The sequence below is a fragment of the Amycolatopsis bartoniae genome, assembly GCF_014191255.1.
Lineage (GTDB): Bacteria > Actinomycetota > Actinomycetes > Mycobacteriales > Pseudonocardiaceae > Amycolatopsis_E > Amycolatopsis_E bartoniae.
Window position 1 is genome coordinate 40,284 of the sequence record NZ_JACHWH010000007.1, and the last position, 12,327, is coordinate 52,610.

Annotated in this window: 11 protein-coding genes; 1 reads left to right on the forward strand and 10 read right to left on the reverse strand. The window is 72.2% G+C overall.

Annotation, left to right across the window (positions count from 1 at the left end; genetic code table 11):
- Positions 1-2: 2 nt before the first annotated feature.
- The 3 genes from FHX82_RS27180 to FHX82_RS27190 all read right to left on the reverse strand — a co-directional run bounded on the left by FHX82_RS27180 (position 3) and on the right by FHX82_RS27190 (position 2,837).
- Positions 3-836, reverse strand: coding sequence for a p-hydroxycinnamoyl CoA hydratase/lyase (locus FHX82_RS27180; protein WP_145936437.1), 834 nt, complete (start codon positions 834-836; stop codon positions 3-5).
- Positions 837-848: 12 nt separating this feature from the next.
- Positions 849-2,303 carry an aldehyde dehydrogenase family protein gene (locus FHX82_RS27185; RefSeq protein WP_183176868.1) on the reverse strand — a complete coding sequence of 485 codons (1,455 nt, stop codon included), beginning with the start codon at positions 2,301-2,303 and terminating at the stop codon, positions 849-851.
- 99 nt (positions 2,304-2,402) lie between these two features.
- On the reverse strand, positions 2,403-2,837 hold the full coding sequence (locus tag FHX82_RS27190) for a MarR family winged helix-turn-helix transcriptional regulator (protein ID WP_222425934.1): 435 nt from the start codon (positions 2,835-2,837) through the stop codon (positions 2,403-2,405).
- Between the two features lie 102 nt (positions 2,838-2,939).
- Between FHX82_RS27190 and FHX82_RS27195 the strand changes: the two genes are divergently transcribed.
- Entirely contained in the window at positions 2,940-4,604 is a 1,665-nt protein-coding gene (locus tag FHX82_RS27195; protein ID WP_145933429.1) for an MFS transporter, read from the forward strand.
- A gap of 16 nt (positions 4,605-4,620) precedes the next feature.
- Here the strand turns inward: FHX82_RS27195 and FHX82_RS27200 are convergent, their stop codons facing one another.
- From FHX82_RS27200 to FHX82_RS27230, 7 genes are read right to left on the reverse strand one after another with little or no spacing between them, the layout of a single operon-like run.
- Positions 4,621-5,991, reverse strand: coding sequence for an alpha/beta hydrolase family protein (locus FHX82_RS27200; RefSeq protein ID WP_229881160.1), 1,371 nt, complete (start codon positions 5,989-5,991; stop codon positions 4,621-4,623).
- Positions 5,991-7,229: a 2-hydroxyacyl-CoA dehydratase family protein gene (locus FHX82_RS27205; RefSeq protein WP_145933428.1), complete on the reverse strand. Its 1,239-nt coding sequence runs from the start codon at positions 7,227-7,229 to the stop codon at positions 5,991-5,993. The genes FHX82_RS27200 and FHX82_RS27205 overlap by 1 nt, the downstream gene beginning before the upstream one ends.
- Positions 7,226-8,290 (reverse strand): 2-hydroxyacyl-CoA dehydratase family protein, encoded by a 1,065-nt coding sequence (locus FHX82_RS27210; RefSeq protein WP_229881159.1) that lies wholly within the window; start codon positions 8,288-8,290, stop codon positions 7,226-7,228. The genes FHX82_RS27205 and FHX82_RS27210 overlap by 4 nt, the downstream gene beginning before the upstream one ends.
- Positions 8,287-9,525 carry a CaiB/BaiF CoA transferase family protein gene (locus FHX82_RS27215; RefSeq protein WP_145933427.1) on the reverse strand — a complete coding sequence of 413 codons (1,239 nt, stop codon included), beginning with the start codon at positions 9,523-9,525 and terminating at the stop codon, positions 8,287-8,289. The genes FHX82_RS27210 and FHX82_RS27215 overlap by 4 nt, the downstream gene beginning before the upstream one ends.
- Entirely contained in the window at positions 9,522-10,658 is a 1,137-nt protein-coding gene (locus tag FHX82_RS27220) for a CapA family protein (RefSeq protein ID WP_145933426.1), read from the reverse strand. Before FHX82_RS27220 ends, FHX82_RS27215 begins: the two co-directional genes overlap by 4 nt.
- A complete protein-coding gene (locus tag FHX82_RS27225; protein WP_145933425.1) occupies positions 10,655-11,440 on the reverse strand; it encodes an amino acid ABC transporter ATP-binding protein in 786 nt (261 codons plus the stop codon). Before FHX82_RS27225 ends, FHX82_RS27220 begins: the two co-directional genes overlap by 4 nt.
- On the reverse strand, positions 11,437-12,324 hold the full coding sequence (locus FHX82_RS27230; protein WP_444541925.1) for an amino acid ABC transporter permease: 888 nt from the start codon (positions 12,322-12,324) through the stop codon (positions 11,437-11,439). Before FHX82_RS27230 ends, FHX82_RS27225 begins: the two co-directional genes overlap by 4 nt.
- Positions 12,325-12,327: the final 3 nt, after the last annotated feature.

Here is a 12,327-nt window from a genome sequence, read left to right on the forward strand (position 1 = left end):
CGTCAGTCCTTTGTGTAAGCCGACAGGCCGGGACGGAAGCTCTTCTCGTCGAGGAACTGCGTCAGGCCCTTCTGCCTGCCGCGCTCGGCGTCGAGGAACTGCGACTGCTCCAGCTTGGCGTAGAGGTAGTCCTCCGCCTGCTCCCACGGCATCTCCTGGGCCAGCTTGTAGCCCACCTTCGCCGTCCGCAGCACGACCGGGTTCATCGACGCCAGCTTCAGCGCCAGCTCGCGGGTGCGCTCGCGCAGCCGCTCCGCCGGGACCGCCTCGTTGACCAGCCGCATCTCGGCGGCGCGGCGGCCGTCGAAGGGCTCGCCGGTCATGATGAAGTACAGCGCGTCGCGCTGGCTGACGGTCGCGGCCAGCGCGCGGGAGACCACGCCGCCCGGCGGGATGCCCCAGTTGATCTCGGACAGGCCGTACTGCGCCTCCTCGTCGGAGATCGCGAGGTCACAGGCGACGAGCGGGGTGAACGCGCCGCCGAAGCACCAGCCGTTGACCATCGCGATGGTGGGCTTCGACCAGTTCGCCAGCCGCTTCCACTGCCATTCGGCACTCGCCCGGCGGACGCGGATCTGCAGCGCGGGGTCGCCGGACTCGTCGACCTCGCGGAAGTACTCCTTGAGGTCCATCCCCGCGGAGAAGGAGTTCCCGGCGCCGGTGAGCACGAGGACCTTGCAGCGCGGGTCGCCTTCGAGCGCGTCGAGGGTGGCGACCATCTCGTCGTTGAGGGTGGGGTTCATCGCGTTCCGCTTGCCGGGGCGGTTCAGCGTGACCCAGGCGATGCCCTCGTCGAACTCGACGAGAACCGTGTTGCCCCAGGGGGGTGTGGACACTTGGTCTTCCTTTCAGAACGGGTACCGCGCCGACTCGGCGCGGACGGTGACCCACTGGGTCTCGGTGAAGGCTTCGAGGTTGGCGCGGGCACCGCCCACGCGGCCCACCCCGGAGGCCCCGACCCCGCCGAACGGCGCGGCCGGGTCGTCGTTGACGGTCTGGTCGTTGATGTGGACCAGCCCGGACGGGATGCGGTCGGCCAGCGCGAGCCCGGCGGCCGGGTTCGCGGTGAGCACGCCGAGGGACAGCCCGTACTCGGTTTCGGTGGCGAGCTCGACGGCCTCGTCGAGGGTGTCGAACGCCCGCACGCACGCGACCGGCCCGAACACCTCCTCGGCGTAGGCGGGGATGCCGGCGTGGCAGTCCGCCAGGACGGTGGGCCGGAAGAACGGGCCGTCCGCCGTGCCGCCCTGCACGAGCCGGGCCCCGGCGGCGACGCTGCGGTCCACCAGGTCCTGGACCTTCGCTAGCTGACCGGCGTCGATGATCGGGCCGAGCGCGACGTCGGCGGTGAACGGGTCGCCGACGGGCAGCTGCTCGGCCTTCTTGCCCAGCAGCTCCACGTACCGGTCGTAGCGCGAGCGGTGCACGAGGTGGCGGCCGGTGGCCATGCAGATCTGGCCCTGGTGCAGGAAACTGCCGAACGCGCCGCACGACGCGGCGGCCTCCAGGTCGGCGTCCTCGCACACGATCAGCGCGCTGTTGCCGCCCAGCTCCAGGTGCGCCCGCTTGAGCAGCTCCCCGGCGCGCGCGCCGATGGCCCGCCCGGCGCGGGTCGAGCCGGTGAACGAGATGACCGGCACCCGTGGGTGCTCGACGAGTGCGGCGCCCGCCTCGGCGTCGCCGGGCAGCACCTGCAGCACCCCGGCGGGCAGGCCGGCCTCCTCGAAGATCCGGGCGATCACCACGCCGCCGGACACCGCGGTGCGAGGGTCCGGCTTGACGATCACCGCGTTGCCCAGCGCCAGCGCCGGAGCGACCGAGCGCATCGACAGCAGGAGCGGGAAGTTGAACGGCGAGATCACCGCGACCACCCCGGCCGGCACCCGGCGCTCGACGCTGATCCGGCCCGCGGACGGCAGCAGCTCGCCGTAGGGCGCGGACGCCTGCGCGGCGGCCTGGGTGCACTCCCCGGCCGAGCCGTCGATCTCGATGCCCGCCTTGAGCCGCACCGAGCCGGACTCGCGGACCAGCCATTCGGCGATCTCGCTCGCGTGCTCGGTCAGCAGCGCGGCCGCCTTCAGCAGGATCGCGGCTCGCTCGGTGTGCGGGCGGGCGGCCCACTCCCGTTGCGCCACCACGGCCCGCTCGACGGCGGCGGCGACGTCCGCCGCGCCGGCCACACCGACCGAACCGAGCACGGCGCCGGTCGCGGGCTCGGACACCTCGCGCACGCCGGCGCCACCGGAGGTCCAGCCGCCGGTGAAGACCCGGTCCTGCCACGTCGCGGGATCGAGGAAAGCCATGGGATCTCCCTGCTACTTGTCAGGTTTCCTGATGATTGTGTGGCCGAGCTCGTGGAGAGTCAAGAGTTTTCCGAGGTGGAAATATCAGGAAATCTGATTTCAGTGCGGGACCCGGTCGGCGAGCGCCGCGTGGCAGTGCAGTACGGAGCGCCGGAGCCCCTCCGCGTCCTCGGGGCCGAGCCCGGCGAGCATCCGCTCCTCGATCGCCGCGACCGGGCCCGCGAACCGGTCGAGGACACCCCGTCCGGCCTCGGTCAGCCGGATCACGCGGCGGCGCCGGTCCTGCGCGTCGTTCTCCCGCTCGATCAGCCCCCGCCGCTCCAGCGTGACGATCATGCCGGCCATGGTCTGGTCGGTGACGAGCGAGTTGCGGGCGAGCTCGGCGGTGGTCAGGTTGTCCCGTCGCTGCAGCACGGTCAGCGCGGTGTACTGCAGTGGTGTCAGCTCGGCGGGCCGCAGCACTTCGTCGAGGCTGGCGCGCACCGCCAGCTCCAGTTGCTTGATCAGGTACAGCAGGTTCGGCGGTGAGGGCACGCCTCCATGGTGACGGCCACTGGGTCACGAGTGGGTTTCGACGCGGTGAAAAAGACAGGATTCCTGTATATCTTCGGGCCCCGAACTCACCGTGGAGGTTCCATGAGCACCACCAGCGGTCCGGCCCGCACCGCGGTCCACACGCCCACGCTCACGCCCGGCACCCAGGTCGCCACCGCGCTCGCCGTGTGCGTGGCCCAGGTCGGCCTGGCGATCCCCGCCGTCCTCAACGGCCTGTTCCAGCAGGACCTCGGCACCACGTCCTCGCAGCTGACCTGGATCTCCGACGCGTTCCTCGTGCCGGTGACGCTGCTGGAACTGACCTTCGGCGTGCTCGGCGATCTCTTCGGCCGCAAGCGCCTCCTGATCGGCGGCAGCCTGCTGCTGGCCCTCGGCGAGGCGGTCAGCGTCCTCACGCCGGGCGCCGGGACCTCCCCGGACGCGCGGGTGGCGGTGCTGTGGATCGGCCAGGCGCTGGCCGGGATCGGGGCGGCCGTGTTGTTCCCGACGTCGCTGGCCATGGTCGCCGCCGGCACGCACACCGCGCGCAGCCGGGCGCGGGGCATCGCGATCTGGGCGGCCGCCCTGTCCAGCGGCGGGTTCATCTCGCCGCTGCTCGGCGGGCTGGTGACGAAGATCGGCTGGGGCGGTGACCCGTACGCGACGTGGCGGTGGGCGTTCGTCGCGGTGTGCGTGCTCGCGCTGGTCAGCACGGCGGTTGCGTTCGCGGCACGGAACTCCTCCTCCCCCGAGGGCCGGTCGCTGGACTGGCCCGGGCAGGTGACGATCGCGATCTCGCTGTTCGCGTTGCTGTTCGCGGTCATCCAGGGCGCCACCAGCGGCTGGTCGGACCCGTGGGTGGTGGGCGGGTTCGTGCTCGCCGTGGTGTTCTTCGTGTTGTTCGTCCTGGCCGAGCGCCGCTCGCCCGCGCCGCTGCTGCGGCTGGACCTGTTCCGCAGCCGGGCGTTCGCGACGAACTCGGTGATCACCGTGGTGGGCATGTTCGCCTTCCTCGGCACCGCGTACTCCACGAGCATCCGGCTGTCGGCGATCCAGGAGTTCTCGCCGATGAAGACCGCGATCGCGTTCGTGCTGCTGCAGGGGTTCGCGCTGGTGCTGATGCCGGTGACCGCGCGGGCCATCCACTCCTACAATCCGCGGTGGGCGCTCGGCGGCGGGTTCCTGCTCATCGGTGCGGGTGACCTGTGGATCGCCACGCACGCGGTGACCGACCTGGCGCTGCTGCCGATCATCGCGCCGCTGGTGCTCATCGGCGTCGGGTTCGCCTTCGCGCTGTCCGGCGTCACCGCGGTCGCGGTCAACACCGTGCCCGGCCACCTCGCCGGCATGGCGTCGGGCACGACGAGCCAGCTGCGGGACTTCGGGTTCACCCTCGGCCCGGCGGTCGTCGGGGCGATCGCGCTCAGCAACGCCGCCTCCCAGATCCAGGCGAAGATCGCCGAAAGCCCGGCGCTGCAGTCCGCGCTGGCGGCGTTCAACGCCGCACCGGCCCACGCCCCGGCGGCCGAGCGGCCCGAGGTGGAGGCCGCGGTCGGCGCGGTCAACTCGGGGCCGCTGGGCGCGAACGCCGTGCCCGCGTCCGTGAACCCGTTGAAGGACGTGGCCTTCCACGCCCTCGGCCACGCCTACTCGATCGGCTATGTGGTCTGCGGCGTGGCCGCACTGGTGGCCGCCTTCCTCGCCGGGGTCGTCCTGCGCGGGGCGGCGCACAAGCCGATGGTCACGGAGGAGTCCCTGCACGACTGACCCTCCACAGTGGACGTCACGCCGCCGGGTACGTCCGGTTGAACCGCGGCGGCGTGTAGTCCAGGTAGCGCCCCGGCTCGCCGTCGGCCGCCGTGGCGAGCCGGTTCAGCGTCCGCGGCGCGGTGTCCGGCCAGTGCCCCGTGCGCAGCCGGAACAGCATCGAGTCGATCGCGGCCCGTTGCTCCCCGGTGGTGTAGGTGCAGTGCCCGGCCGTCTGCACGTACGTCTGCCGCAGCAGGGACGCGGTGCCCGTCTCCCGGGCGAACGCACCGTAGGACTGCTGCTGGGCGACGGTGGAGATCTGGTCGCCGGTGCCGTTGACCGTGAGCACCGGGATCCGCAGGTCGCCGGTGAACACGATCCCGTCCCGCAGGAAGGCGACGGCGGCGGGGTCGGCCTGGACACGGGGCGCGGCGGCGAGCGTGCCGAGGTCGGCGCGCAGGTCGAGGCCCGCGCGCTCGTACAGCCGCCGCACCGCGTTCTGCTCCGCCGGCACGGCCATCGAAAGCTGCCGCGCGTAGTCGACGCCGGTGTTCCAGGACGGGTTGCCGCCCGCCAGCTGCTCGATGCTGCGCCTGCTGCTGACGGCCTGCCCGAGGTAGGGCAGCGGGCCGCCCGCGAGGGCCAGGAACTCGCCCTGCTCGACGCCATCCACGTCTCGTTCGGCGGGCACCGGTGTGGGGGTGCCGTCGGCGGCCACTCCCCAGCCCGGCAGCTGCCCGATCGCCGCCGCGAGGGCGATCCGGGCCCTGCCTTCCGGCGTCGCCTGGGCGGCGGTCACCGCCGAGAGCCACTGCTGCTGGGTTCCCGCGACGTCGGCGGGAACCCCGGTGACGGGTAGCGCGGAATCGCGGAACAGCAACGTTTTCAGCGTGAACACGGTGTCGAGCTTCTGGTTCCACTGCCCCACGGCCCCGCCCAGCCCGCCGCACATCGGAACCGCCGCGTCGAACCGGTCCGGGTGCACCTGCGCCACGCCGGCGGCGACCATGCCGCCCATCGAGCGGCCCTCCGCGATCGCGTAGCGGGCGTGGCCGAACGCCGCCTCGAAACGGTCGAGCGCGGCGGCCTGGTTGTCGATGGCCTGGGCGATGTGCCAGCCGGTGACCGTCCGCGTGGTACCGCCGACCGCGTACCCGCCTGCCAGCAGATTTCCGGTGAGCGGGGCCGTCAGGCTGTTCGAGGCGAAGTCGAGGTCCACCAGCACGGTGCCGTTCCACCGGGCCGGTTTCGCGAACGTGTAAGGCGTGCCGTCGGCCAGTTGTCCCTGGACGCACGTCGCCGACGGGATGCCCGGGCACGGGCTTCCCTCCGCGGCCTGCGCGGCCGGTGCGATCGCGGTGGTCATCGCGGCAACGGCCGCGAGCACTGCCCAGCGCCGGTTCATCAGTTGCTCCCCAATTCGTCGAGCCACGCCGTCATCTGCGTGGTCAGGTCGCCGCCGGTGCGGGCGTCGACGTTGTCCGCGTGCAGCTCCAGCACCGGAATGCCCGCGGCACGCAGGGCGCGGGTGGTGAAGTAGCCGCCGCGGGCGTCGTCGGACACCAGGTGCACCACGCCGTCCACGCCGTGGTGACGGGCCTCCTTCACGTACCACTCTGCCGACCACGGCGGGGTGTAGAGCTGGTCGGAGAACGCCGCGAAGCGCGCGGCGAGCGCGCGCAGCGGGTCGTCGCCGTAGCGCAGGTATCCGTCGGCGGCGATCGCGAGGTACATCGACCACACGAACACCGCGCCGTGCGACTCCTGGAACCGCCGGTAGAACTCCAGGTCGAACCACAGCCCGCGGCCGATCCACATCAGCCGCAGCCGCTCGTCCTCGCACACCGCCACGCCCGCCTCGACCCGCTCGCGCACCTCGTCGTGGAACGCGCGCGCGGCGTCCCGCGCCCATTCCGTGCCGCGGTGCCACTGCGGGACCATCACGCTCGGAATGCCGTCGGTGACCGCGATCGGGCAGGGCCGGGCGGCGGCGATGAGGTCACGGGTGCGCCGGTTCCACTCCTGCTGCTCGTTGACCAGCGCCAGCACCTCACGGAACCGGGTCTCGGAGAACACCCGGCCCGTCGTCTGCTCCAGGAACCGGATGAGCCCGGTCAGCTCGCCGGTCATCAGGTCGAGCCGATCGGAGCCGATCGCCTCCTCCCAGCGGTGCGGCATCAGCTCCCACCACCGCTCCGGCACGGCGTTCTCCGCCGCGCTCTCCAGCGGGTAGTAGGTCACGCCGGGCTGGGCGTCCCAAACGTCGAAGATCTTGCGCGACGCGTCACCGGTGGTCTCACCGAGCACAATGGACGGTGTCGGCAAGCCGCCCCACGGCGCCTGCTCCAGGTCGGTCTCGAAGGCCGACGCGAGCGAGGTGGCGCTGTACTGCTCGATGTCGTCCGGATAACCGCGTTCTCGCAACAACCCGAGGTAACGCTGGGTCTGCCGTTTCGCCGCGACGATCGAGGCCCACCACTGGTTGACGACGTACGGGATGCCCATGGCGCGGAAGATCTCCTGCGGTGCGTCCGCGTTCACCAGCGCCAGCGGAACACCACCGGCGACCTCCTCGCGCATCCGGGCGAACCACTCGCGCTGATAGGCGGTGGCGGTGGTCGCGGAAGCCAGTCTGCCGGTCATCGTGAGACTCCCAACGGCAGGAGCGTCCGGATCTCGGTAAGCGCTTTCTCCGTCAGCCCGCCGTACGGCTGGTGCCCGGCCAGCACGGCGGGCAGCCCGGCGGCCGCGCGTTGTGCGGAGAAGTCCCAGGGCGGTGCGTCGTCGTGCACCCGCGCGTAGGAGATGAGCACCTCCGCCCCGCAGGCCCGCGCGGCAGCCGCGGTGTGCGCGGCACGCTGCCGGATGGACGCACGTGGCGCGGACGGCCCGTTGTGCTGGTAGCGCTCGGCCAGCGCCAGCTCGGTCGGCGCCGCGCACGTGCGCGCGAACAGCAGCTCGCCCCAGTCGTGGTCCTCCCCCGTGATCAGGAAACCGTTTTCCTCCAGCACTTCGTACACCCCCGGGTCGTCGTGCGAACTGCCCGTGAGGAACGCCCGCACGCCGTCGACCTCCGGAAGAACTTCGCCGAGCAGGCGTTCCACCAGCGCCGTCGCGGTGGCCACGGGCAGGGCGGTGGTCGCGGCCACCACGCCGAGGAACTGGGTGCCGGTCAGCCGCGTGCGCCGCAGGACGGCGACCTCGGCGAGCAGGCGCCGCAACCGGTCGTGGGCCTCGATCGCCTCACGTGGGTCGCCGACGCCCAGCCATTCCCGCAGCTCCGCGATTTTCGCCTTCACATAACGGGTTGTCGTGTGATGCGGCAGGTGCAGCACGTCGACCAGGCGCACCGGCGGCAGCGGCAGCTCCGGCTCGACCCGGCGCAGTTCCCGCAGCGCGTAGAACAGACGCAGCGACGCCTCGCAGTCCCGCGACACCACGATGGCTTCGAGCTTTCCGTAGTCTCCGGCGAGGATCCGCGTGAGAACGGACCGCGCGACCGGGTCCACACCACTGCCCAGGTAGCGGTCGCCGAGTTCGCTGGCACCGGGCTTTCCCGCCAGCCGCAACGGAAGCATTCCCGCCGCGGTGATCAGCTCGACCGGCACGTCCGCGCCGACGCAGCCCACCACGGGCAGGCCCGCCGCGTGGGCCGCGGCCACCCGGTCCCGCGCCACCGCGAGGAGTTCGGCCAGCGCGCTCAAATCACGGCCTCCGCGGCCAGCTCCGCCACCTGCTGCTCGCTGTAGCCGAGCAGCTCGCGATACACGTGCTCGTTGTGCTCGCCGAGCCCCGGCGCGGGCCGGTCGAGCGACACGCGCGCGCCGGAGAACCGGATGGGCACTCCGGTTCCGGCGAGGTCGGCCACGGCCCCGTGCTTCGGGTGCCGCAGCGGCACGACCTCCTCGCGCGCCAGCACCAAGGGATCCCGTACGGCTTCGCGCGGCTCCCGGACTTCGGCCGCGGGCACGCCTTCCGCGGTGAACGCGGCGAGGATCTCCGCCAGTGGCCGCACCCGGCACCACTCCCGAATGAGCCCGTGCAGCTCGTCGGCCGAGCGCACCCGCTGGTCCCGCGTGCGGTAGCGGTCGTCCTCGGCCAGGTCCGGGCGCCCGATCGCCCGCAGCACCCCGTGCGCGAACGCGTCCGTCGGCGCGCACAGCGCCACGTAGCCGTCGGCGGCGGGCAGGATCCCGAACGGCGCGAGTCGCGGCACCATCGAGCCGGTCCGCTGAGGCAGGCCGACCGCGTCGAAGGCGTCGAACGGCTCGCACGCCACGAGCGAGGTCAGCGCCCCGAGCATCGACACGTCGACATGTTGCCCCTCGCCGGTGTGCTCGGCCTGCAGCAGCGCGGAGACCGTGCCGACGACGGCGAACAGCGGGGCCAGCAGGTCCCCGATCGGCAGCCCGAACCGCACCGGGCCCTCGTCGGGCTCGCCCGCGGTCATCATCACCCCGCTCAGCGCCTGGATGATCGAGTCCATCGCCTTGCCCGAGCCGGGGCCGCCCTGCTCGCCGAACCCGCTGATCGAGGTGTAGACCAGCCGCGGGTTGAGCTCGCGGACCTCGTCGTAGGAGATGCCCAGCCGTTTCGTGACGCCCGGGCTGTAGTTCTCCACGAGCACGTCGGCGTCGCGGACGAGATCGGCGAACACCGCGCGGGAGCGGGGGTTCTTCAGGTCCAGGGTGACGCTGAGCTTGTTGCGGCCGCGCAGCAGCATCGACACCGACAGGTCGTCGTCGTGCCGCCGCGCCAGGTTCAGCCCGTCGCGCCCGACGTAGGGCGCGTTGTTGCGGGAGGAGTCCCCGCCGGTGGCGGGGTTCTCGACCTTGATCACGGTGGCCCCGAGCCCGGCGAGCAGCAGGGTCGCGTACGGCCCGGCGAGCGCGGTGGTCAGGTCGATCACGGTGCGGCCGGCCAGTGGCTGGTCGGTCATGAAACCCCCTCGGTGAGGTCGACGAGCACTTCGGTGCCGCGGGTGGTGAACTTCCCGTTGAGCTTCGCCCCGCGGGTGATGTCCTCGACGTACTGCGTGACGGCGTCGCCCTCGGGGGTGCCGCCGGAGGGCACGGGCCTGCCGCGGTCGTCGATCCGGCACGGCACGAAACCGGCCTCCCGCAACCCGTTCTCGTCGAAGCGGCAGAAGGCGATGGCGGTGTTGCGGCTCTCGGGGTGGAACGGGAAGTAGGGCATGTCCGGATCCGGCGCGAACCCGTAGAGCTTCGTGCGCCGCTCGGCCCACGCACGCAGCTCGTCCGCGCCGGTGTCCGCGCCCGGGGTCAGTGCGTGGGTGACGGTGACGAAGTTGCCCAGACCGTGGAAGATCGGCCGTCCTCTGTGGACCTCGATGCCGCGCATGATGTGCGGGTGGTGGGAGAACACCGCGTCCGCCCCGGCATCGATCGCCGCCCGCGCGACCGGGCCCTCGTACATCGCGACCACGACCGGCGTGTGCCCGACGCCCTTGTGCAGCGACACCAGCACGACGTCGACCTCGGCGCGCAACCGCCGCACGTCGTCGGCCATCGCCTCCAGGCTGCCGGGATCGGCGAACGTGTACACCTGGGGTGGCCCGCCGGGGCTCGCGTGGTCCAGCTCGTAGTGGGTGAGCACGTGCACGTAGGCGCAGCCGGGCTTGCGGGAGGTCGCCCACGAGTCACGCGGGCCGACGCAGTTGTACGACAGCACGCCGATGCGCAGGCCGCCGCGCTCGACCACCGCCGGGCGGCGTGCCTCGGCGAGGTCCGCCCCGGCGCCCGCCGTTTCCATGCCCGCCGCGCGGGCGTGCGCGATGGTGTCGGCCAGCCCCTCGTCCCCGGCGTCGCAGATGTGGTTGCCCGCCAGCGTGACGACGGCGAACCCGGCGGCGGAAACCGCTTTCAGCGCCGCGGGGTCCGCGGGCGGCGCGGGCACGTCCGTGCTGCGCTGGACCGTCGTGGTGGAGTGCGGCACCTCGACGTGCCCGATGGCCAGGTCCATCCCCCGCAGCACCGGCGCGGCCGGGGCCAGGAAGGAGTCCGGGTCCGGCTCGTCCAGGATGAGGTCGCCGACGGCGCCGATGGTGATCACGAAACACCCTCCCTTTCGGACAGATGACGGGACAGGAACGCGCGCAGCCGTTCGGTGGACGGGCGGGCGAACAGGTCGGCGGGCTTGCCCTCCTCGACGATCCGCCCCGCCTCCATGAACACGCACCGGTCGGCGGCCTCCCGCGCGAACGCCATCTCGTGCGTGACGACGACCATCGTGGTGCCGGCCGCCGCGAGGTCCCGCAGCACCGCGAGCACCTCGTCGACCAGCTCCGGGTCGAGCGCGCTGGTCGGCTCGTCGAACAGCATGATCCGCGGCCGCACGAGCACGGCCCGCGCGATCGCCACCCGCTGCTGCTGCCCGCCGGACAGCTGCCGCGGGTAGTGGTCCTCGCGGCCCGCGAGACCGATGCGCGCCAGCAGCTCACGCGCCTCACGTTCCACAGTGGATCGATCGCGGCCGTGCACGCGGATCGCCGCGTCGGTGACGTTGCGCAGCACGGTGAACTGCGGGAACAGGTTGAACTGCTGGAACACCATGCTCATCCGCCGTCGCTGGGCGGCGACCTGCCGTTCGCTCAGCGGCCGCAGCCCCCTCGGCGAGCGCCGGTAGCCCAGCAGCTCGCCGTCGAGGTACAGCGCCCCGCCGTCGATCGACTCCAGCTGGTGCGCGCACCGGATGAGCGTCGACTTGCCCGAGCCCGACGGCCCGATGATCACGACGGTCTCGCCCTCGTGCACGTCCAGGCTCACCCCGTCGAGCGCGGCCACCTGGCCGAACCGCTTGCGCGCGTCGCTGACGCGCAGGACCGGCGGCGTCATCGCCGCCCCCGCACGACGGCGGGCAGGTGCCCGCGGGAGAACCACCGCTCCAGGCGGCGCTGCGCGGCCGTCAGCACGGTGACCACGACCAGGTACCAGAAGCACGCGACGAGCAGCATCGGCACGATCTCGTACGTGCGGTTGTAGATCACCTGCACCGAGTGCAGCAGGTCCGACATCGCGATCACCGACACCAGCGCGGTGCCCTTGAGCACGTTGATGAACTGGCTGCCCGCGGGCGGGATGATCACGCGCATCGCCTGCGGCAGCACGATCCTGACCAGCGTCTGCCCCGGCGGATACCCCATCGCGCGCGCCGCGTCCCGCTGCCCGGGGTCGACCGCCGACACCCCGGCGCGGAAGATCTCCGCCAGGTACGCCGACTCCACCAGCGACAGCCCGATGACCGCGGCGGTCAGCGGCGTGATCACGGTGTTGGCGTCCCAGCTGCCGAACACCGGCCCGAACGGGATGCCGATCGACAGCCGCGGCAGCAGGTACGCCAGGTTGAACCAGAAGATCAGCTGCACCAGCGGCGGAATGCCGCGGAACAACCCGACCCACAGCGTCGCCACCCACCGTGCGGGGCCGAACCCGCTCAGCTGCATCGCGGCGACCACCCCGCCCACCACCGAGCCGAGCACCATCGCCGCGACCGCGAGCACCACCGTGGTGCCCAGCCCGGCCATGACGCTCTTCTCGAACAGGTACTTCGCCACCACGTCCCACTGGAAGCGGGAGTTGCCGACCAGGAACACCACCAGCTGCGCGGCCAGCACCGCGAGCACGAGCACGAACAGCCAGCGCAGCGGGCGGAAACGGGACCGGGCCGAGGCGACGTCGTCGGCCATCGGCCGCCCGACTGTTTCCTCCACAGTGGACACCCG

What these genes read in the sequence shown, in the direction of transcription:
- FHX82_RS27185 (WP_183176868.1), bottom strand. Translation starts at nt 2,303, where the DNA reads ATGGCTTTCCTCGATCCCGCGACGTGGCAGGACCGGGTCTTCACCGGC.
- FHX82_RS27195 (WP_145933429.1), top strand. Translation starts at nt 2,940, where the DNA reads ATGAGCACCACCAGCGGTCCGGCCCGCACCGCGGTCCACACGCCCACG.
- FHX82_RS27200 (WP_229881160.1), bottom strand. Translation starts at nt 5,991, where the DNA reads ATGAACCGGCGCTGGGCAGTGCTCGCGGCCGTTGCCGCGATGACCACC.
- FHX82_RS27205 (WP_145933428.1), bottom strand. Translation starts at nt 7,229, where the DNA reads ATGACCGGCAGACTGGCTTCCGCGACCACCGCCACCGCCTATCAGCGC.
- FHX82_RS27215 (WP_145933427.1), bottom strand. Translation starts at nt 9,525, where the DNA reads ATGACCGACCAGCCACTGGCCGGCCGCACCGTGATCGACCTGACCACC.
- FHX82_RS27225 (WP_145933425.1), bottom strand. Translation starts at nt 11,440, where the DNA reads ATGACGCCGCCGGTCCTGCGCGTCAGCGACGCGCGCAAGCGGTTCGGC.